Genomic DNA, 19,301 nt, shown 5'->3' with positions numbered 1-19,301 from the left:
TTAAGGTCTGATCACACGTGGCAGCACGCCCGGCATCCGAACGCGGCACCCGGCGCCAGCGCAAAGCAGCGCCGCGCGCGGCTGTCTCGGCCCCCAATCCCAGGCGGCAGAAACTGCTGCGCGACATCGCACTGATCGCGATCGCGCCGCTGCTGGTCTACCTGCTGGTGTGCCTGGTGACGTATTCGTCCCAGGATCCGGGCTGGAGCAACTCCGGCAACCTGACCGCACCGCTGCACAACGCTGGCGGCAAGGTCGGCGCCTGGACGGCCGGCATGCTGCTGGGCCTGTTCGGTTACGTCGCCTTCGTGCTGCCGCTGATCCTGGGGGCGGTGGCCTGGATCGCGCTGTTCGGCATGGACACCGATGGCGACGGCCAGGCCGACCTGGGTCCGGCGCTGCGCCTGGTCGGCATCGTCGGCTTCATCATCTCCGCCACGGGCCTGCTGTTCCTCCGGTTCAGCGCCGTGGAAGGGCTGCCGGAAGGCGGCGGCGGCATCCTCGGGCGGCTGGTGGGCAATTCGCTGTACGCCGGCTTCGGCGGCATCGGTGGCAACCTGTTCCTGCTGGCGCTGCTGCTGGTGTCGGTGACGCTTGCCACCGGGCTGTCCTGGTTCGGCGTCATGGACACGATCGGCCGGTGGGTGCTGCGGCTGCCCGAGTTCTTCCGCCGCGGCAGCAAGCAGGCCAGCGAGTGGCAGGAAGCCCGCGCCAAGCGCGAGGAGCGCACCGAGGTGCGCAAGATCGACAGCGAGCTGCGCAAGACGCGTGCACCGGTGCGCATCGAGCCGCCGTCGGCCCCGGTGGTGGAGAAGAGCGAACGCGCCAAGCGCGAGCAGCAGATCCCACTGTTCAACGTCGGCGACGGCACCGGCATCCCGCCGCTGGCGCTGCTCGACGATCCCAAGCCGCAGCCCAAGGGCTACGACGAGGACACGCTCGAAACACTGTCCCGGCAGATCGAGTTCAAGCTCAAGGACTTCCGCATCGATGCCCAGGTGGTCGGCGCCTATCCGGGCCCCGTGATCACCCGCTTCGAGATCGAGCCGGCACCCGGCATCAAGGTCAGCCAGATCAGTTCGCTGGACAAGGACATCGCGCGCGGGCTGTCGGTGAAGTCGGTGCGCGTGGTCGACGTGATCCCGGGCAAGTCGGTGGTCGGACTGGAAACGCCGAACACGCACCGCGAGATGATCTACCTCAGCGAGCTGCTGCGGTCGAAGGAGTACGACAAGTCCCCCAGCCCGCTGACCCTTGCGCTGGGCAAGGATATCGCCGGCCGGCCGACGGTCGCCGACCTCGCGCGCATGCCGCACCTGCTGGTGGCCGGGACCACCGGCTCGGGCAAGTCGGTGGCGGTCAACGCCATGGTGCTGAGCCTGCTGTACAAGGCGTCCGCCAAGGACGTGCGCATGCTGATGATCGACCCGAAGATGCTGGAGCTCAGCGTCTACCAGGGCATCCCGCACCTGCTTGCGCCGGTGGTCACCGACATGAAGGAGGCCGCCAACGGCCTGCGCTGGTGCGTGGCGGAGATGGAGCGCCGCTACAAGCTGATGAGCGCGGTGGGCGTGCGCAACCTCGCCGGCTTCAACAAGAAGGTGAAGGACGCGCAGGACAGCGGGCAGCCGCTGCTCGACCCGCTGTTCAAGCCGAATCCGGAATTGAACGAAGTGCCACAGCCGCTCGAGCCGCTGCCGTTCATCGTCATCTTCATCGACGAATTCGCCGACATGATGATGATCGTCGGCAAGAAGGTGGAGGAGCTGATCGCCCGCCTGGCGCAAAAGTCGCGCGCCGCCGGCATCCATCTGATCCTGGCTACGCAGCGGCCGTCGGTGGACGTGATCACCGGCCTGATCAAGGCCAACATCCCCACGCGCATCGCGTTCCAGGTGTCGAGCAAGATCGACTCGCGCACCATCCTCGACCAGTCAGGCGCCGAGACGCTGCTGGGCCATGGCGACATGCTCTACCTGCCGCCGGGCACGGCGATGCCCGAGCGCGTGCACGGTGCCTTCGTTTCCGACGAGGAAGTGCACCGCGTGGTCGAAAACCTCAAGCAGTCGGGCGGCGGCCCGGACTACATCGAGGGCGTGCTCGAGGAAGTGCAGACCATGGGCGACGGCGTGGTGGTCGGTGCCACCGGCCTGCCGGAATCCAGCAGCAGCGGCGACGAGAGCGACCCGCTGTACGACGAGGCGGTCCGCGTCGTGACCGAGACCCGCCGCGCGTCGATTTCCGGCGTGCAGCGCCGCCTGAAGATCGGCTACAACCGCGCCGCGCGCCTGGTCGAGGCCATGGAGGCCGCGGGCGTGGTGACTCCGCCGGAGCACAACGGCGACCGCAGCGTGCTGGCGCCGCCGCCGCCGCAGTAGCCCCCCCCTGTGGGAGCCGCCATGGCGGCGATCGCGGCTATAGCCGCTCCCACACACCCGAGTCGCTCGCACCCCCCGCCTTTGTGGGAAGCCGCTATAGCGGCGATAAACCCGCACTTCGCGTGATCCCGCATTCAGCCGCCAGGCCGCACACTCGCGACGCATTCCGAGGAGACCCACCGATGATCCGCAAGCGCTACTGGCTGGCCGCGCTGGCCGCACTTTCGATGATTGCCGGCACCGCGTTCGCCGCCGGCGCACGCGACCACCTCGCCGCTTTCAGCAGCGGCCTGAAAGGGCTCGACGGTCGCTTCGAACAGAAGCTCTACGACCTGGACGGCCGCCTGAAGGAAACCTCCACCGGCCGCGTGGCGCTGTCGGCACCGCGCATGTTCCGCTGGGAGTACGCCACGCCCTACGAACAGCTGATCGTCGCCGACGGCGAAAAGGTCTGGGTGTTCGATCCCGACCTGGAGCAGGTGACCGTGCGCCCGCAGGGCGTGGAAGAGCAGAACAGCCCGCTCGCGGCGCTGATCGACCCCGCGAAGCTCGAGCGCGACTTCAACGTGCGCGAGGGCGGCGAAGCCGATGGCCTTTCGTGGCTGCTGCTGTCGCCGCGCCAGTCCGACCAGGCCAGCTTCAGCAGCGCCCGCCTTGGATTCAAGGGCAGTGCGCTGGTGCGGATGGAGGTCGTCGATACCTTGGGCCAGCGCACGAACGTCGTATTCAGCGACTGGAAGCGGAACCCGGCCTTTGATCGCGGCACGTTCCAGTTCGTGCCGCCCGCCGGCGTCGACGTGGTCGGCGAGGGCTGAGGTTCGCAGGGCTCGAGCCGTCAGGCGGCCGCGGTGTCCCCGCGGTCGCCGTTTACGCGTTACCCCGGACGTACCCCGCATCAGGGAAACGTTCCATGCCGGCACTCCGCCGCGCCAAGATCCTGTGCCTGGCCGTGTTGCTGGCCTCGGCGGCGCCGTGGGCATTCGCGCAGGCCTGGGACGATGCGGCCACCACCGCAGCTTCGCCCGAACCCGACTCCACATGGTTGCCGGCCGACGAGCAGGTGCAGGCGGCGGTCGCCGCGGTGCTGGTCCCCACGCTGGGCGGTGAATTCGGCGAGGCCGTGCTGGAGCTGAGGCTCGGCGAGGCCGATGTCGAGATCATCGGCCCCCGCGACCACGTCGTGCATGGCGCCGGCCAGCTGCGTTTAACCGGCGATGCCGGCAGCGATGACTGGCTCGCCTTCCGCTACCGCACCCGCTACGACCCCGTGTTCGCAACGGCGGGCTACCCCGAGATCATGCTGGGGGGTGATGGCGCGGGTGATGGCGAACACTTCGTCCCCAACGACGCCGGCCTGATGGCCGAACTCGAGGCGCGCGTGGGGGCCGAGCTCGAGGCGTATCCGGGCGCGGGGCGCGTGTTCCTGCAGCTGGATGACATCTCGAGCATGCAGTCGGGCCAGCGTTTCGTCCGCATCGAAGCCCATGGCCTGGCCGACTTCGGCCCCGGCGGCAGCACGACGGCGCGCATCGACGCCCTCTACGATCTGCACGCCTCTGCCTGGCTGAGCGTCGACCACGCGCTCGGCCCGAACATCGTCGCCAACCCGGATTTCGCCGCCGCCATCCGCTGACTTCGATCGCCGCGGCGGCGACCTTGGTATCGTTGCCTCCTGCATTTCCCTCTTGGATGCGACGTGTCCCGCAAGCACGCAATGGATGCCGGCACGCCCGGCCTCCTTCCCCCTGCCACCGACGCGCTGGCGCTGCGCCCGCTGGCCGAGCGCATGCGTCCGCGCACGCTCGACGAGATGGTCGGCCAGCGCCGCCTGCTGGCACCCGGCTCCGCGCTGCGTCGCGCCGTCGAATCCGGCCGCGTGCACTCGATGGTGCTGTGGGGGCCGCCGGGCTGCGGCAAGACCACGCTGGCGCTGCTGCTGGCCGAGTACTCCGACGCCGAGTACCGGGCGATCTCGGCGGTGCTCACCGGGCTGCCCGATGTCCGCAAGGTGCTTGCGGAGGCCGAGCACACGTTCGCGGGCGGCCACCGGACGGTGCTGTTCGTCGACGAGGTGCATCGCTTCAACAAGGTGCAGCAGGACGCGTTCCTGCCGCATATCGAACGCGGCACGATCATCTTCGTCGGCGCCACCACCGAGAACCCCTCGTTCGAACTGAACTCGGCGCTGCTGTCGCGCTGCCGCGTGCACGTGATGGAAGCGGTCTCGCCCGAAGACATCGGCATCGCCATGCAGCGTGCGCTCGACGACGATGCGCGCGGCCTCGGCGGGCGCGGCATCGCCATCGGCGACGAACAGCTGCGGCTCATCGCCAGCGCCGCCGACGGCGATGTGCGCCGCGCGCTGACCCTGCTCGAGATCGCGGTGGAGCTGGTGGGCGAGGGCGGCACCATCACCGACGAAACCCTGGCCCAGGTGCTGGCCGACCGCAGCCGACGCTTCGACAAGGGCGGCGACCAGTTCTACGACCAGATCTCCGCGCTGCACAAATCCGTGCGCAGTTCGAACCCCGACGCGGCGCTGTACTGGCTGGCGCGGATGCTCGACGGTGGCGCGGATGCGAGCTACCTGGCGCGCCGGCTGACGCGCATGGCGGTGGAAGACATCGGCCTGGCCGATCCGCGCGCGCTCACCATGGCCCTTGAGGCCTGGGATGCCTACGACCGCCTGGGCAGTCCGGAGGGCGACCTCGCGCTGGGCCAGCTTGCGATCTACCTGGCCAGCACCGCAAAGTCGAACGCCGCCTACGTGGCGATGGGCGAGGCGAAGCGCGACGTATCCGAATATGGCAGCGCCGAGGTGCCCATGCACCTGCGCAACGCGCCCACGAAGCTGATGAAGCAGCTCGGCCACGGCGCGGGCTACCAGTACGACCACGACGCGAAGGGCGGCGTGGCGCTGGGCCAGACCGGCTTCCCCGACGCGATGGGCGAACGCGTCTACTACCGCCCGGTGGAGCGTGGTCTGGAGATCAAGCTGCGCGAGAAACTGGAGCGGCTGCGGGCGGCGCGCAAGGGCGGCGGGTAGCGCCCGGCACCTGCACGCCCGGGTGCGACGTGCGGTGAAGCATGCTGCTCAGGGCGGCGGCAGGCAGCCCAGTGCCGCCAACGGTCCGGCAAGCGCGGGGATATGCATCAACCACGGCGCGGCAAGGGTCAGCACGCCCGCCGCGAGCACGAGCCCGCCAATGGCCATGCGCCAGGGTCCGCGTTGAAGCCACTGCCCCAGGCGCGCGCCCGACCAGGTCAGCGACACCATCAGCGGCAAGGTGCCGAGGCCGAAGGCGGCCATCGTCAGCGCGCCGTTGCGGGCATCGGCCTGCAGCCAGGCGGCCGCGAGCAGCGTGGTGCTGAGGCCGCAGGGCATCCAGCCCCAGAGCACGCCGAGCGCGAGCCGCTTGGCGGCGGTGTTGGCAGGCAACAAGGGCCGCTGCAGCACGCGCAGGTGCTGCCAGAGCGCGGCACCGGGGCGGCCGAGGAAGGACAGGCGGCCGGAGCGGTCGAGCAGCCGCAGCGCCACCAGCACCAGCACTGCGCCCACCAGCATGCGCGCGCCGAAAGCGAGCCAGGGGCTGCGCGCCGCGGCGAGGATGCCGCCGCCGATGCCGCCGGCGACCGCGCCGGCCAGCACGTAGCCACCCACGCGCCCGAGGTTGGGCTGCAGCGCCGGCCACCAGCCGCGGTGTCCGCCCATCGCCGAGAAGCCGGTGGCGATGCCGCCGCACATCGCTGCGCAGTGCACGCCGCCCATCAGGCCGGCCAGCAGCGCCGCGCCGATTGCGAGCCAGTCAGTCGGCATGGGTCCGGTCGCCCCGCGGTCGCCTTGCCGACTCGTCCGTTGGCACCGATGCGGCTGGCGGAGCGGCGGTGGGCGGGAGATCCGCGGCGTCATCGCGCAGGATGTCGATCGCCGCGGCGTCCAGGTTCTCGAACTGTCCCTTGCGCACCGCCCAGCGGAACGCCCAGACCGCCAGCAGCAGCAGCACCAGGCTCATGGGGATGAGGAACAGCAGGATGGTCATGCGGCCGGACTCCGCGCCAGGCGCAGCGCATTGACGGTGACGATGAGCGATGACAGCGCCATGCCCAAGGCCGCCACCCAGGGCGTTACCAGGCCGGCGGCGGCCAGCGGAATGGCCACCACGTTGTAGCCCAGCGCCCAGGCCAGGTTCTGCCGCACGATGGCACGCGTGCGCCGCGCCAGGCCGATGGCGGCGGGAACGCGCAGCAGCGACGGCCCCGTCAGCACCAGGCTCGCTGCGCGGTGGGCGAGGGCGGCCCCGCTGCCGATCGCGATTGACACGTCGGCCCCGGCCAGCACAGGGGCGTCGTTGAGGCCGTCGCCGACCATCGCCACTGTCCTGCCCCCGGCCTGGAGGGCGCGCACGCCGCGCAGCTTGTCCTCGGGAGACTGGCGCGATGCTGCACGGTCGATGCCGAGCTGGTCGGCGAACGCGTTCACCGGTGCCGCGGCGTCACCGCTGGACAGGTGCACCTCGATGCCCAGCTCGCGCAGCGCGGTCACGGCCGCGGCGGCATCGGCGCGCGGCGGTTCTTCCAGCACGAAGCGCGCGACCGCCTCGCAGCCATCGCCCAGCCACAGCGCACCGTCATCGGCGCGACCGGCCGCGAAGTCGGCGCGGCCCATCCGCCAGGCGCGACCCTCGACCGTGCCGGCGATGCCGAGCCCCGGGTGCTCCTCCACCGCCTCGACGGCCAGGCCGGCGTCCTGCCCTGTGAACGCACGCGCGATCGGATGCAGGCTGTCGCGTTCCAGCGCCGCGGCGATGCCCAGCGCGTCTTCGATATCGAGGCCGCTGAAGGCCTCCACGCGCGCGAGCGTGGGCTGTCCGCTGCCAAGGGTGCCGGTCTTGTCGAATACGATGTCGGTGGCCGCCGCCAGCGACCCCAGCGCGTCCGGGTTGGTCGACAACACCCCGAGCTTCGCCAGCGCCCCGTTGGCGACCGTGAGCGCCGTGGGCACCGCCAGCGACAGCGCGCAGGGGCAGCTGATCACCAGCAGGGCGATGGCGACCTCGAGCGCGCGCGACGGGTCGTACACCCGCCAGCCGAGATAGACCACGACCGCGGTCAGCAGGATGCCGGCCACGAAGCGGCTGGAGAAGGCGTCCGCCAGCTGAGCCGCGCGGGGGCGGTGCGACTGCGCGCGCTCGACCAGGGATTCCAGCTCCGACAGGCGGGTGCCGGGGCCAACCTGCTCGACGCGAATCCGCGCCGGCGCTTCGCGGCAGACGGTGCCGGCGAAGATGGTGTCGCCGGGAACATGCAGCACCGGATGCGCTTCGCCGGTCAGCAGCGCTTCCTCGAAGCGTGCGCTGGCCTCGAGCAGGATGCCGTCGGCGGGCACGGTGTCGCCGGCGGCGATGCAGGCGATGTCGCCAGCGACCAGGGCCGCGGTCGGCACGACCTCGCGGCTGCCGTCGGCCAGCTCGCGCGTCGCAAGCTCGGGCCGCGCCCGCGCCAGCGTGTCGACCTGGGCCACGGCGATGCGCCGCGCCCGCTGCTCGAGCATGCGCGCGCCCAGCAGCAGGAAGACGAACATCACCGCGGCGTCGTACCAGACATGGGTGCCGCCGCGGAGGGTTTCGAACACGCTGGCGAAGTAGGCCAGCAGGGTGGAGCTGGCGATCAGCGTGTCCATGCCCAGCTGGCGGTTGCGCAGCTCGCGCAGCATGCCGGCGATGAACGGCCAGCCGCACCAGAACACCACCGGCGTCGATACCAGCAGGGTGATCCAGCGGAAGAAATCGCGCGTGGCGATCGGCATCTGCTGGTAGATGTCGAGATACAGCGCCTCGGCGAACATCATCGCCTGGATCGAGACCAGGCCCGCGATGCCGATGCGCACGAGGTCGCGGTTGCGCTGCGCGCGGCGCTCGCGCTCGCGCGCGGTTCCCGAGGCGAGATAGGGCACGTAGCCCAGGCCGGCCAGGCGCCGCAGAGGGGCGGAGAGCGCGGTGCGCGCCGGATCCCACGCGATGCGGATGCGGCCGGTCACGGCATTGGCGACGACTTCGAGTACGCCGGGTTCGCGGGCCACCGCGCGGTCGACCAGCCAGGCGCAGGCCGCGCAGCGCATGCCGTCGGTCAGCACCGTGATCTCGCGGCCGCCATCGACGTCGCGCACATGCCCGGCCTGGACGTCGTCGCGGTCGAAGGCGGCGAGCTGGGCGTCGAGGTCGGTGGCGGCGCGGCCGCCCCGCTCGGTGCGCAGGCGGTAGTAGTCGACGAGGTTGGCGTCGCGGATCCACTGCGCGGCGGCGGCGCAGCCGTCACAGCAGAAGCGGCGCTGTTCGCCGTCGATGCGCGCGCTGGCCGGGTCCGGGGGCAGGGCGTCACTGCAGTGAAAGCAGCCTTCGCCCACGCCCTGCGCGTCGCGCACGGCGGTGGCCGTGACGACCGCGCCCGCGTTCACCTCACTCCTGCTCGCCGGAGGACACCGGCAGGTGCGCCGCGCGCAGATTCCTGGGCAGGCGGCCCTTCAAGCGCCAGGGCGTGCCCTCGGGCATCAGCTCGACGTTCCAGTCGTTGTCCTGACCCACTGTGGCCTCGGCGCGCCAGCCGTTGTCGCTGGGTTCGGCGCGCAGCTCGACGTCGGAGGCGGCCGCGATGGGATGGCGCAGCACCACCCGCAGCGGCTGGTCGCGCCTGAACTCGCCGGTCACGGGAAGCACTTCGACATAGCCTTCGTCGATGCGGATGATCGCGCTCAGGCCCAGTTCGCGCGCCCGGGCGTCGGGGCTCAGGTCGGAGACCTGGATCTGCGCGGTGCGCTGGACCACGTCGCCCACTGAATCGCTCGAATCGCGGAGCGCAAGGCTGAGCAGGCTCACCCCGGCAATCACGGACGCCAGCGGCAGCGCGATCACCAGCCACATCATGGGTTCGCGCCAGAAGGGGCGCTTTTTCTCGTCTGTCATCACATGGGTCCGAAGAAGCTGCTGTCGACCGTCTCGCTGGCCTCGCCGTCGATGGTCTCGACGCGGAAGGTCAGGGAGTGGCGGCCCTTGAGGGAGTCGGGGGCGGCGATGATCACGGGCACGCTGATCACCTGCTGGGCATCCGCGCGTACGGCGTCGAGGCCCGTGCCGCGCAGCTCGATGCCGGCCGCGCCGCCTTCGATGGCGATGCGATAGGTGCTGGCGCCGTCGCTCTTGTTGACCACCTTGATGGTGTAGTCGTTTTCCACTTGGCCATCGGCGACCACGCGGTAGAGCGCGTTGCGATCGCGCAGCACCTCGACGATCAGCGGGCTGCGCATCTGCACGCCCGCCACCCAGGCCACGCTCAGCGCCAGCAGCAGGGCGCCGTAGACCAGCACGCGAGGACGCATGACGCGGGTGGGCTTGCTGTCGATCGCGTTCTGGGTGCTGTAACGGATCAGCCCGCGCTCGAAGCCCATCTTGTCCATCACGTCGTCACAGGCGTCGATGCACGCGCCGCAGGCGATGCACTCGTACTGCAGGCCGTTGCGGATATCGATGCCGGTCGGGCAGACCTGCACGCACAGGGTGCAGTCGATGCAGTCGCCGAGCTCGTCGGTGGCGAACTTCGGCAGCGGCTCGGCCACCTCGCCGATGCCGCCAAGCGTGATCGTGCCCGCGGCCTGCACGCGGTTGTCGGCCGCGGTCGGGTGCAGTGCCGCGCGGAACACGTAGTCGTAGGCGGTGATCTGGTCGAGCAGGCCGCGCGCACGCTGGACAACGCTGCCCAGGCCGCGCTTGCGTGGCCCGCGCGGCTCGCCGCGCATCGGGTCGTAGGCGATGATCAGGGTATTGCGGTCGAACATCGCGCTCTGGAAGCGCGCGTAGGGACACATGTACTTGCACACCTGCTCGCGCAGGAAGCCGGCGTTGCCCCAGGTGGCCAGTGCGTAGAACACCACCCAGAACACTTCCCAGCCGCCCCATTCCAGGCGCGGCAGGCGCGCGGCCAGGTCGCCGATGGGCGTGAAGAAGCCGACGAAGGTGAAGCCGGTCCAGAGTGCGAACACCAGCCACAGCGTGTGCTTGGCACCCTTGCGCAGGACCTTCTCGCGGGTCCAGGGGCCGGCGTCGAGCTTGATGCGCTTGTTGCGCTCGCCCTCGGTCCAGCGCTCCATCCACAGAAACACTTCCGTCCACACCGTCTGCGGGCAGGCATAACCGCAGAACAGGCGCCCGGCCAGCGCGGTGAAGAAGAACAGCGCCAGCGCGGCGATGATCAGCAGCAGCGCCAGGAACAGGAAGTCCTGAGGCCAGAAGGTCAGGCTGAAGACGTGGAACTTGCGCGCCGGCAGGTCGAACAGCACCGCCTGGCGGTCGTCCCAGCGCAGCCACGGAAAGACATAGAACATGCCCAGCAGCCAGAACACGGCGGCCACGCGCAAGGTGTTCAGGCGTCCGGAGACTTCGCGCGGATAGACCTTGCGCTCGCTGACGTACATCGAGCCGCCGGTGTCCTCGGCGAGCTCCAGGGGAATACGACGGTTCATCTGTCGGGGGGAAGCGCCTTGTTGTACCGGCTTGCCGGGCGCAGCAGGATCCATGTGAAAAGGCTCGAGGCCGCCGTGGCGACCCAGAACATGAAGAAGGCGATCGAATAGCCGAGGCTGCGGCTGATCTCGACGTCCGGGAAGGTGATGTCGCGCAGCATCAGCGGGTCGACGAAGGCCGAGAACACCATCGTCGCGACGCCGGCGGCGAAGAAGCTGGGCCACAGGATGGCACCGACCCGCTGCGCCATGGGGCGCGGCGGGTGGTCGAAGCCGGGGCCCGGGACGTGGCTCACTGGGTGTCCGCGCTCTGCGCCTGGTCGCCCTCACCGCGGGACAGCGACCAAACATAGGACGCCACCAGCCGGGACCGGGTCTCGCCAAGCAGGTCGCGGTGCGCCGGCATGACGCCGTGGCGGCCCTTGTTGATGGTCTCCATGATCGACTCGACGGAGTTGCCGTACATGGTGTAATCGTCGGTCAGGTCGGGCGCGCCGAGGTCCTGGTTGCCCGCGCCGTCGATGCCGTGGCAGGCCACGCAGACGCCTTCGTACAGGCCCTTGCCCTGGGCGGCGAAGAAGTCGTTCTCCGGCACTTCACCGGCCAGCGCGCGCACGTAGGTGGCGACGGAGAGCACGGCGTTGTTGCCGCCCATGCCGGTGAGGACCGTGCCCCATTCCGGCATCACGCCCTGGCGGCCGTCGAGGATGCTTTCGAGGATGCGCTCCTCGGAGCTGCCCCAGTGCCAGATGTCGTCGGTCAGGTTGGGGTAGCCGACCGCGCCCTGCGCGGAGGATCCGTGGCAGGTCGCGCAGGTGTTGGCGAAGATCGCGTGCCCGAGCTCGACCGCACGCGGATCGCCCGCAAGCGCGGAGATCGGCTGGCCGTCATAGGGACGGAAGGTCTCGGCGAGGACGGCGTCCTGGCGGGCCTTGTCGGCGTCGTGTTCGCCGGCCGAGGTCCAGCCGCTGATGCCCTTGAAGTTGCCCAGGCCCGGATACCAGATCAGGTAGCCGACGGCGTACACCATGGTCAGGTAGAAGCCGATGATCCACCAGCGCGGCAGCGGCTTGTTGTACTCGGTGATGTCGCCGTCCCAGACGTGGCTGGTGTCGTCGGGCTTGGGATCGCCCGGGCGGCGCCGGGCGGTCCACGCCAGCAGGGCCCAGAGGCCGGCGATGTTCAGCACCACCAGCACGATGACATAGATGCTCCAACCGGTGGTCATTCCCGGGGCTCCTCGGAATCGTCCTCAAGGGGCAGCTGCGCGGCTGCGTCGAACTCGGCCTGGTGCATGGGCCGCCAGATCCAGATCCAGCCGCCGACGAACAGCAACAGCAGGGCCACGGTGATGATCCCGCCCATCATTGCGCGGCCTCCGTGGATGCCGTGGCGGCGGCGCCGGCCGTCGGCGCGTGCAGGCCCAGGCCCTGCAGGTAGGCGACCACCGCGTCGAGCTCGGTCCTGCCGGCAACGATCCCGGCGGCATCGGCGATCTCTTCGTCGGAGTAGGGATCGCCAAGCCGCTGCAGCTGCCGCATGTTGCGGCTGACCGCCCGGCCGTCGACCGGCGTGTCCGCGAGCCACGGGAAGGACGGCATGTTCGATTCCGGCACGACTGCACGCGGGTCGATCAGGTGCACGCGATGCCAGTCGTCGGAGTAGCGGCCGCCGACGCGGGCCAGGTCCGGCCCGGTGCGCTTGGAGCCCCACAGGTGCGGGCGATCGTAGACCGACTCGCCGGCCAGCGAGTAATGGCCGTAGCGCTCGGATTCGAAGCGCAGGGTACGGATCATCTGCGTGTGGCAGTTGGCGCAGCCCTCGCGCACGTAGATGTCGCGGCCTGCGAGCTCGAGCGCCGGATAGGGCTCGACGCCGGGCAGGGGCTCGATCGCCTCGGCCTGGTACATCAGGGGCACGATCTCGGCCAGCCCGCCGAAGGACACGGCAATCGCCACCAGGCCGATCAGCAGGCCGACGTTCTTCTCGATCTTCTCGTGCGCGTTGGGCGGCGGGGGAATCTTGTTCTGTTCGCTCATGTCAGGCTGCCTGGACTGGAACGCGGGCGTCGGACGGGTCGGGCGGCAGCAGCGGCTGCGGGGCCGGATTCCTGGCCATCTGGAATGTCTTCCAGGTGTTGACCGCCATCAGGAGCATGCCGACAAGGATCAGCAGGCCGCCGCCGAAGCGCACGAGGTAGTAGGGATAGGTGGCGTTGAGGGACTCGACGAAGCTGTAGGTCAGCGTGCCGTCGGCGTTGGTCGCGCGCCACATCAGGCCCTGCATCACGCCAGCGATCCACATCGCGACGATGTAGAACACCACGCCGATGGTGTGCAGCCAGAAGTGCGCGTCGATCCACTTGATCGAATACATCTCCTTGAGGCCGAGCACGCGCGGCATCAGCGAATAGATCGAGCCGATGGTGATCATGGCCACCCAGCCCAGGGCGCCGGCGTGCACGTGGCCGACGGTCCAGTCGGTGTAGTGCGACAGCGAGTTGACCGTCTTGATCGACATCATCGGCCCCTCGAAGGTGGCGATCATGTAGAACGACAGCGCGACGATCAGGAACTTCAGGATCGGGTCGGTGCGCAGTTTGTACCAGACACCCGACAGGGTCATGATTCCGTTGATCGCGCCGCCCCAGCTGGGCGCCAGCAGGATCAGCGAGAACACCATCCCCACCGACTGCACCCAGTCGGGCAGGGCGGTGTAGTGCAGGTGGTGCGGGCCGGCCCACATGTAGACCGCGATCAGCGCCCAGAAGTGGACGATCGACAGGCGATAGGAATAGATCGGGCGCCCGGCCTGCTTGGGCACGAAGTAATACATCATGCCGAGGAAGCCGGTGGTCAGCAGGAAGCCGACCGCGTTGTGGCCGTACCACCACTGCACCATCGCATCGACCGCGCCGCTGTAGACCGGGTAGGACTTGGTCCAGCCAGAGGGGATCGCGATGTTGTTGACGATGTGCAGCAGGGCGATGGTGATGATGTACGCGCCGAAGAACCAGTTCGCGACATAGATGTGCTGCACGCGTCGCTTGGCGATCGTGCCGAAGAACAGCACCGCATACGCGATCCAGACCACGGCGATCAGCCAGTCGATCGGCCATTCGAGTTCGGCGTACTCCTTGCTCTGGCTCATGCCCATCGGAAGCGTGATGACCGCCGCCACAAGCACTGCCTGCCAGCCCCAGAATACGAATGACGCCAGCCTGTCGGAGATGAGGCGGACATGGCAGGTGCGTTGGACCACGTGCAGGCTGGTGGCGAACAGCGCGCAGACCCCGAAGGCGAAGATCACGCCGTTGGTGTGCAGCGGACGCAGGCGGCCGTAGCTCAGCCACGGGATGCCTTCGGCGATGGTCGGCCAGTAGAGCTGTGCGGCGATGAACACGCCGACGGCCATGCCGACGATGCCCCAGACCACGGTCGCGATCGTGAACTGGCGTACCACCTTGTCGTTGTAGTAGCCGGACCTGGCTGCGTCTTGGCCGCTGGCGGCCAGGGCCGAAGCGGTGGCGGGGGTCGATGACATGGGCGGGAGACCTTGGTTGCTTGGTATGTATTCTGCGGCGCGGCGCGCGGCCCGGGATTGATCGTGATCAATGTGGACGTCGGATCCACCCGCCGGCAGCGTGCTGCCGGGCACGGGCCGGCAGCACGCTGCCGGCGGATGTTGCATCCGCACATTATAGGCCGCCGCCATGCGAAAGGGGCGCGCCAGGGCGCGCCCCTTGGGGCATGCAGGTCCGCGGCACCCGGCCGCGACCCTTGCTTTTTATTACGGAATGACGACCAGTTTGCCCTTCATCAGCGCGGCGTGGCCGGGGAAGGAACAGAAGAAGGTGTAGTCGCCGCCGGCAGTGAGCTTGCTGCCCGGGAACGATGCCTTGGTGCTTGCACCGCCGCCGATCATGTCGGTGGCGCCCAGCACCTTGGCGTCATTCTCGGGCAGGTAACCCGCGGCCGCACCCGCCTTGGCGCCGGCCGCGTTGACCGCGGACACGTCGGCCGTTGCGGAAACCACAACGTTGTGTCCCATCGCCACCACCGGCAGCTGGCCGGTGTGCGCGAGCTCGATGTTGATCGTCTTGCAGGACGCCGACACCGTGACCTCCTTCTGGTCGAACTGCATGCGGTCGTCGCCGTTGAGCTTGATCGTGCAGTTGGACGCCGCCGCGGCGCCGCCGAAGGCGAGCAGTCCGAGGCCGAGTGTGGCGATGATGAAACGCTTCATGGTGCATCTCCTTGGGGGTTTGATTGCGTGCGCCGGCGCAGTGGTCCGGTGCATGGGTGCATTATCCGGCCGCGGGGTGCCCGCGGCCATGACATGGGTCAAGCGGCAGTCAGCAGCCATGCCAGCCCGCCCGGGTGGTGCGTCCTGGCAATCGTGTACATGAAGCCGAACACCGCCAGCGCCGCGAAATAGCAGGCCACGCGCACGCGCGGCGTCCGCCCGCGCTTGAGCGCGAACGTGCCCAGCACCACGTAGACCACGAGCAGCGCGAGCTTGGCCGTCAGCCAGCCGTTGGCGAACATCGCCCCGGGAAGGATGGTGAGCAGCATCAGCGCCGCGGTCAGCAGCGTGGTGTCGATGGCGTAGCTCAGGTAGCGCACCGGCGCCGCCGTCGCCAAGCGCGGCCGTCCCGCCTGCACCAGCAGCCCGCGCAGCGCGAACAGCAGCCCGCTGGCCAGTACCGTGGCCACGTGCACCCATTTGATCTGGGGGTAGAACTCGATCATCGGCTCACCCCGGGCGCCCATCCTTGCGCGGCGACAGGTAGATCCCGCCGATCCTCGCAACCCAGGGGGCCAGTGCCAGCAGCCAGCCCAGCGCCGCCACCGCCCACCAGGCGCCGGCATCCGTCGAGACATCCGCCAGGATGCGCGCCACGGCCACCACCTGGATCGCAGCGAAGGCGAACCAGGCCACGCCAGTCATCTCGATCTTCCGACCCGAATGGCCATGGGTGACCCGCGTCACCATGGCCACCAGCACGCTGCCGAAGAAGCCCACGAACAGCGCGTGCGCAGGCGCCCGGCCAAGGATGAATCCGTCGCCGGCGAGGTAGACCAGGCTTTGCACGGCGTAGAGCGCGAAGGTCACCGGCAGCCAGGCCAGCCCCAGGAACAGCACTGCAAGGATTCCGGGCTTGGGCCCACGCGGCCACCAGCGCCCGAGCGCCAGCAGAGACAGCGCCAGCAGCGGCAGGTCGGCCAGCCACAGCCAGGCGTAGGCGTGCGCCAGCTCCAGTCCCAGATGAAGCAGGCAGAGCGCCCAGGCCGTGGCCAGCAGCCACATCGGACGCCATGCCACATAGCCCGGGACCACGTTGGCGGCGAAGAACGGGAACATGCGGTGCGCCACCGTGAGGTAGACCGGCAGCAGCAGTCCGAAGGTGCCGATCTTGATGCTGGCGAAGATCCACTGCGGGCTCCCGGTCAGCAGGGCGCCCCCGAACGCGGCCAAGCCCAGCCAGCCCAGCGCCAGCGCGGCGAAACAGGAGCGCGCATGCCATGTGCGGTTGCGGTCGCGCAGCACCAGGTCGCCGAGGAAGCACAGGCCCGCGGTCCAGCCCGCGAGCGTCATCGCGACGCCGACCTCGATGCCGGCAGGCGCACCCAGCGCACCCATCAGGGTCGCCACCTGTCCGCCGAACATGCCGATGCCCACCGGCACGTAGTGCCATCGCGCCGCGTCCGGCAGGCCCATCCACTTCGGGAAGGTGGTCAGCAGGAAGCCGAAGATGAAGCTCGGCAGCATCTGGTACTGCATGACGAGCGCATGCAGCCAGCCGGCATAGGGATCGGGTTGCGGCATCTGCAGCAGCCCGGGCCAACGCGCGGCGACCAGCCAGGCCGTCCACCACGCCATCGCCAGCAGCACGTTGCCGGCGCCGACGAAGAACATCAGCCTGTGCGGCGCCGCTGCGAGCTGCACGAACGGCGCCGAAGCGCCGCCGTGCCGGGTGTCGTTGCCCGCCATGCCTCAGGCCTGTTCCCGGCCTTCCGCGCCCGGCACCGGCTCGCGACGCGGAGCGATCCACAGCCGCAGCACGAACCAGGTCAGCGCGAAGGCACCGATGCTGAAGATCGTGTCGCCCGGCACCCGCATCCATACCAGCAGGTCGACGATCGGCTGCTGCATGAACTCGGCCGAACGTGCGTAGGCATAGCCATGCTCGATCGCCGCCAGCAGCTGCATCGTGCCCAGCGGCAGCAGTGTGAGCAGGGCCATGAGGGCGAGGCCGATGTTGAGGCACCAGAACGACACCTTCAGCGCTCCCGTATCCCAGACCATCTGCCCGCGCAGGCCGCGTAGGCAGAACAGCATCAGGGCGATGCCGAGCATGCCATACACACCAAACAAGGCGGTGTGGCCGTGGAGCGGCGTCAGGTTCAGGCCCTGCATGTAGTACAGCGACAGCGGCGGGTTGATGAGGAAGCCGAACAGGCCTGCGCCCACCAGGTTCCAGAACGACACCGCGATGAAGAACATCACCGGCCAGCGGTAGCGGGCCATCCAAGGCGTCGCCTTGCCGTATTTCCAGGTCTGGTAGCCCTCGAAGCCGATATAGGCCAGCGGCACTACTTCAAGCGCGGAGAAGCTGGCGCCCAGGGCGACCACCGCCGTCGGCGTGCCGACGAAGTACAGGTGGTGCAGGGTGCCCAGCACGCCGCCGGCCATGAAGATGATCGTGGCGAACAGTACCGCGACCGTGGCCGTGGACGTCTTCAACAGGCCGAGCTTGGTGAAGATCAGCGCCATCACCGCGGTCGCGAATACTTCGAAGAAGCCTTCGACCCACAGGTGCACCAGCCACCAGCGCCAGTACTCGACCTCGGAGATGTGCGTGTGCTCACCCCACATCAGCGCCGACGCGAAGAACAGGCCGATCGCGGCAGTGGCCATGAACAGCAGGCCGACGATGTGCCGAGTTTCGTTGTCTCGGTTCCTCAGTACCGGCCACAGCCCGCGCCCGACCAGCGCCACCCACAGCAGCAGTCCGACGAACAGGTACCACTGCCAGAAGCGGCCCATGTCGGCGTATTCCCAGCCCTGGTGGCCGAACCAGAAGTTGTGTTCAAGGCCGAGCTTCTGCATCACCGCGAACCACTGCCCGGCGAACGAGCCCACCACGATGATGATCAGCGAGAAGAACAGGAAGTTCACTCCGAAGCGCTGGAACTTCGGCTCGTGTCCCGACAGCAGCGGCGCGATGTACAGCCCGGTGCCGAGCCATGCCACCGCGATCCACAGCACCGACAGCTGCGTGTGCCAGGTGCGCGACAGCGAGTAGGGCAGGACCTCGGACAGCGCGAAACCGTAGGCGTCCTGGCCCTCCACCTGGTAGTGCGCGGTGATCGCGCCCAGCAGGATCTGCACCAGGAACAGGCCCAGCACCAGCCAGAAGTACTTGGCCACTGCCCGCATCGATGGAGTGATGCGCACCGCGGCGAAGGGATCGCTCGCCGGAATGGCGTGGCCGCGCTCTTCCTTGTCGTGGGTGACCGCGTGGTGCCAGCCGAGGAGCGCGATGCCCAGGATCAGGAACAGCACGCTGAACGCCGACCAGACCCACAGCGGTGCGGCGGGCGTGTTGCCGACCAGCGGCTCGGACGGCCAGTTGTTGGTGTAGGTGACCTGCTTGGGCACGACGCCGGTCCTGTCGGACACCATGTTGTCGCCGCTTTCGAGCGGACGCTCGGTGGTCGCCGCCCAGGCCGTCCACCAGAAGAACGCCGTCATCGCCTGCCGGTACTCGGCATCGTGGATGGTGTCGTTCTTCATTGCGTAGGCTTCGCGCAGCTCCGCCGTGGCCGGGTCGTTGCCGAACAGGCTCACGTAGTGCGCGGCGACCCGGGAAATCGCGGCGGCCCGGTCGGCGTCCAGGGTGACGGTGCCGGTGGCCGGGTCGTAGGTGTTCCGGCGCATCATTTCCTGCAGGCGACCCTGCAGGTTGGCGCGCTCGGCCGCCGGCAGGTCCGCCCAGGCAGCCGCGGTGCCGCCTTCGCTGGCCCAGCCGTCGAGCACGGCCACCGCTTCGCGGTGCAACCAGTCGGCGCTCCAGTCGGGAGCCACGTAGCCGCCGTGTCCCCAGATCGAGCCCAGTTGCATGCCGCCGATCGACTGCCAGACCTGGCGGCCGCGTTCGATGTCGGCACGGGTGTAGATGACGCTGCCGTCTTCCGAGACCACCTGCTCGGGGACCGGTGGCGCTGCGCGGAAGATCTCGCCGCCTGCCCAGAGCAGGACGGAGAACGATGAGACGAGGAGGACGGCCAGGCCGATCCAGAGCTTGCGATAGTTGCTCATGACGCACTCGTTTGACGGATGCCGCAATGCTCCGGATGCAGCCGGGACCCCGCCATGACGCAGGTCAAGAGTGCGTGCGACTCAGT

Annotated in this window: 18 protein-coding genes; 4 read left to right on the top strand and 14 right to left on the bottom strand. The window is 69.1% G+C overall.

Annotated features, from left to right (window positions below; all coding sequences use genetic code 11):
* The first annotated feature begins 17 nt into the window (after positions 1 to 17).
* The 4 genes from ACW5E8_RS05895 (at position 18) to ACW5E8_RS05880 (ending at position 5,424) form a co-directional block, all read left to right on the top strand.
* Positions 18 to 2,378: a DNA translocase FtsK gene (locus tag ACW5E8_RS05895; RefSeq protein ID WP_456964537.1), complete on the top strand. Its 2,361-nt coding sequence runs from the start codon at positions 18 to 20 to the stop codon at positions 2,376 to 2,378.
* A gap of 182 nt (positions 2,379 to 2,560) precedes the next feature.
* Complete coding sequence (gene lolA / locus ACW5E8_RS05890) at positions 2,561 to 3,193, top strand: outer membrane lipoprotein chaperone LolA (protein WP_456964536.1); 633 nt, start codon at positions 2,561 to 2,563, stop codon at positions 3,191 to 3,193.
* Positions 3,194 to 3,288: 95 nt separating this feature from the next.
* Positions 3,289 to 4,011 carry a hypothetical protein gene (locus ACW5E8_RS05885; protein WP_456964535.1) on the top strand — a complete coding sequence of 241 codons (723 nt, stop codon included), beginning with the start codon at positions 3,289 to 3,291 and terminating at the stop codon, positions 4,009 to 4,011.
* Between the two features lie 81 nt (positions 4,012 to 4,092).
* The gene (locus ACW5E8_RS05880; RefSeq protein WP_456965253.1) at positions 4,093 to 5,424 is read left to right on the top strand and encodes a replication-associated recombination protein A; all 1,332 of its coding nucleotides are present in this window, start codon (positions 4,093 to 4,095) and stop codon (positions 5,422 to 5,424) included.
* 48 nt (positions 5,425 to 5,472) lie between these two features.
* Here ACW5E8_RS05880 and ACW5E8_RS05875 read toward each other — a convergent pair whose 3' ends face one another.
* The 14 genes from ACW5E8_RS05875 to ACW5E8_RS05810 form a co-directional block, all read right to left on the bottom strand.
* Complete coding sequence (locus ACW5E8_RS05875) at positions 5,473 to 6,195, bottom strand: sulfite exporter TauE/SafE family protein (protein WP_456964534.1); 723 nt, start codon at positions 6,193 to 6,195, stop codon at positions 5,473 to 5,475.
* Positions 6,185 to 6,418 (bottom strand): cbb3-type cytochrome oxidase assembly protein CcoS, encoded by a 234-nt coding sequence (gene ccoS / locus ACW5E8_RS05870; protein ID WP_456964533.1) that lies wholly within the window; start codon positions 6,416 to 6,418, stop codon positions 6,185 to 6,187. Before ccoS ends, ACW5E8_RS05875 begins: the two co-directional genes overlap by 11 nt.
* Entirely contained in the window at positions 6,415 to 8,832 is a 2,418-nt protein-coding gene (locus tag ACW5E8_RS05865; RefSeq protein WP_456964532.1) for a heavy metal translocating P-type ATPase, read from the bottom strand. Before ACW5E8_RS05865 ends, ccoS begins: the two co-directional genes overlap by 4 nt.
* A 1-nt stretch (position 8,833) precedes the next feature.
* Positions 8,834 to 9,337 (bottom strand): FixH family protein, encoded by a 504-nt coding sequence (locus ACW5E8_RS05860; RefSeq protein WP_456964531.1) that lies wholly within the window; start codon positions 9,335 to 9,337, stop codon positions 8,834 to 8,836.
* Positions 9,337 to 10,890 (bottom strand): 4Fe-4S dicluster domain-containing protein, encoded by a 1,554-nt coding sequence (locus tag ACW5E8_RS05855; protein ID WP_456964530.1) that lies wholly within the window; start codon positions 10,888 to 10,890, stop codon positions 9,337 to 9,339. Before ACW5E8_RS05855 ends, ACW5E8_RS05860 begins: the two co-directional genes overlap by 1 nt.
* Positions 10,887 to 11,141: a hypothetical protein gene (locus ACW5E8_RS05850; RefSeq protein ID WP_456965252.1), complete on the bottom strand. Its 255-nt coding sequence runs from the start codon at positions 11,139 to 11,141 to the stop codon at positions 10,887 to 10,889. The genes ACW5E8_RS05855 and ACW5E8_RS05850 overlap by 4 nt, the downstream gene beginning before the upstream one ends.
* Positions 11,142 to 11,182: 41 nt before the next feature.
* Positions 11,183 to 12,118: a cytochrome-c oxidase, cbb3-type subunit III gene (gene ccoP / locus ACW5E8_RS05845; protein WP_456964529.1), complete on the bottom strand. Its 936-nt coding sequence runs from the start codon at positions 12,116 to 12,118 to the stop codon at positions 11,183 to 11,185.
* Positions 12,115 to 12,258 (bottom strand): cbb3-type cytochrome oxidase subunit 3, encoded by a 144-nt coding sequence (locus ACW5E8_RS05840; protein ID WP_456964528.1) that lies wholly within the window; start codon positions 12,256 to 12,258, stop codon positions 12,115 to 12,117. Before ACW5E8_RS05840 ends, ccoP begins: the two co-directional genes overlap by 4 nt.
* On the bottom strand, positions 12,255 to 12,929 hold the full coding sequence (gene ccoO / locus ACW5E8_RS05835) for a cytochrome-c oxidase, cbb3-type subunit II (RefSeq protein WP_456964527.1): 675 nt from the start codon (positions 12,927 to 12,929) through the stop codon (positions 12,255 to 12,257). Before ccoO ends, ACW5E8_RS05840 begins: the two co-directional genes overlap by 4 nt.
* A gap of 1 nt (position 12,930) precedes the next feature.
* A complete protein-coding gene (gene ccoN / locus ACW5E8_RS05830) occupies positions 12,931 to 14,433 on the bottom strand; it encodes a cytochrome-c oxidase, cbb3-type subunit I (protein ID WP_456964526.1) in 1,503 nt (500 codons plus the stop codon).
* Between the two features lie 246 nt (positions 14,434 to 14,679).
* Complete coding sequence (gene azu / locus ACW5E8_RS05825) at positions 14,680 to 15,135, bottom strand: azurin (RefSeq protein ID WP_456964525.1); 456 nt, start codon at positions 15,133 to 15,135, stop codon at positions 14,680 to 14,682.
* A gap of 98 nt (positions 15,136 to 15,233) precedes the next feature.
* Positions 15,234 to 15,641 (bottom strand): SirB2 family protein, encoded by a 408-nt coding sequence (locus tag ACW5E8_RS05820; RefSeq protein ID WP_456964524.1) that lies wholly within the window; start codon positions 15,639 to 15,641, stop codon positions 15,234 to 15,236.
* A gap of 4 nt (positions 15,642 to 15,645) precedes the next feature.
* The gene (locus ACW5E8_RS05815) at positions 15,646 to 16,884 is read right to left on the bottom strand and encodes an NnrS family protein (RefSeq protein ID WP_456964523.1); all 1,239 of its coding nucleotides are present in this window, start codon (positions 16,882 to 16,884) and stop codon (positions 15,646 to 15,648) included.
* Between the two features lie 3 nt (positions 16,885 to 16,887).
* Positions 16,888 to 19,215, bottom strand: coding sequence for a nitric-oxide reductase large subunit (locus tag ACW5E8_RS05810; protein ID WP_456964522.1), 2,328 nt, complete (start codon positions 19,213 to 19,215; stop codon positions 16,888 to 16,890).
* Positions 19,216 to 19,301 lie beyond the last annotated feature (86 nt).

This window comes from Luteimonas sp. A649, assembly GCF_054072735.1.
The sequence above is the reverse complement of the archived record's forward strand: the minus strand, read 5'-3'. Positions and strand labels throughout refer to the sequence as shown.

What these genes read in the sequence shown, in the direction of transcription:
- ACW5E8_RS05880 (WP_456965253.1), top strand. Translation starts at nt 4,093, where the DNA reads ATGGATGCCGGCACGCCCGGCCTCCTTCCCCCTGCCACCGACGCGCTG.
- ACW5E8_RS05855 (WP_456964530.1), bottom strand. Translation starts at nt 10,890, where the DNA reads ATGAACCGTCGTATTCCCCTGGAGCTCGCCGAGGACACCGGCGGCTCG.
- ACW5E8_RS05860 (WP_456964531.1), bottom strand. Translation starts at nt 9,337, where the DNA reads ATGACAGACGAGAAAAAGCGCCCCTTCTGGCGCGAACCCATGATGTGG.
- azu (WP_456964525.1), bottom strand. Translation starts at nt 15,135, where the DNA reads ATGAAGCGTTTCATCATCGCCACACTCGGCCTCGGACTGCTCGCCTTC.
- ACW5E8_RS05875 (WP_456964534.1), bottom strand. Translation starts at nt 6,195, where the DNA reads ATGCCGACTGACTGGCTCGCAATCGGCGCGGCGCTGCTGGCCGGCCTG.
- ccoP (WP_456964529.1), bottom strand. Translation starts at nt 12,118, where the DNA reads ATGACCACCGGTTGGAGCATCTATGTCATCGTGCTGGTGGTGCTGAAC.
- ccoN (WP_456964526.1), bottom strand. Translation starts at nt 14,433, where the DNA reads ATGTCATCGACCCCCGCCACCGCTTCGGCCCTGGCCGCCAGCGGCCAA.
- lolA (WP_456964536.1), top strand. Translation starts at nt 2,561, where the DNA reads ATGATCCGCAAGCGCTACTGGCTGGCCGCGCTGGCCGCACTTTCGATG.
- ACW5E8_RS05850 (WP_456965252.1), bottom strand. Translation starts at nt 11,141, where the DNA reads ATGGCGCAGCGGGTCGGTGCCATCCTGTGGCCCAGCTTCTTCGCCGCC.
- ccoS (WP_456964533.1), bottom strand. Translation starts at nt 6,418, where the DNA reads ATGACCATCCTGCTGTTCCTCATCCCCATGAGCCTGGTGCTGCTGCTG.
- ACW5E8_RS05815 (WP_456964523.1), bottom strand. Translation starts at nt 16,884, where the DNA reads ATGGCGGGCAACGACACCCGGCACGGCGGCGCTTCGGCGCCGTTCGTG.
- ACW5E8_RS05840 (WP_456964528.1), bottom strand. Translation starts at nt 12,258, where the DNA reads ATGATGGGCGGGATCATCACCGTGGCCCTGCTGTTGCTGTTCGTCGGC.
- ccoO (WP_456964527.1), bottom strand. Translation starts at nt 12,929, where the DNA reads ATGAGCGAACAGAACAAGATTCCCCCGCCGCCCAACGCGCACGAGAAG.
- ACW5E8_RS05885 (WP_456964535.1), top strand. Translation starts at nt 3,289, where the DNA reads ATGCCGGCACTCCGCCGCGCCAAGATCCTGTGCCTGGCCGTGTTGCTG.
- ACW5E8_RS05820 (WP_456964524.1), bottom strand. Translation starts at nt 15,641, where the DNA reads ATGATCGAGTTCTACCCCCAGATCAAATGGGTGCACGTGGCCACGGTA.
- ACW5E8_RS05810 (WP_456964522.1), bottom strand. Translation starts at nt 19,215, where the DNA reads ATGAGCAACTATCGCAAGCTCTGGATCGGCCTGGCCGTCCTCCTCGTC.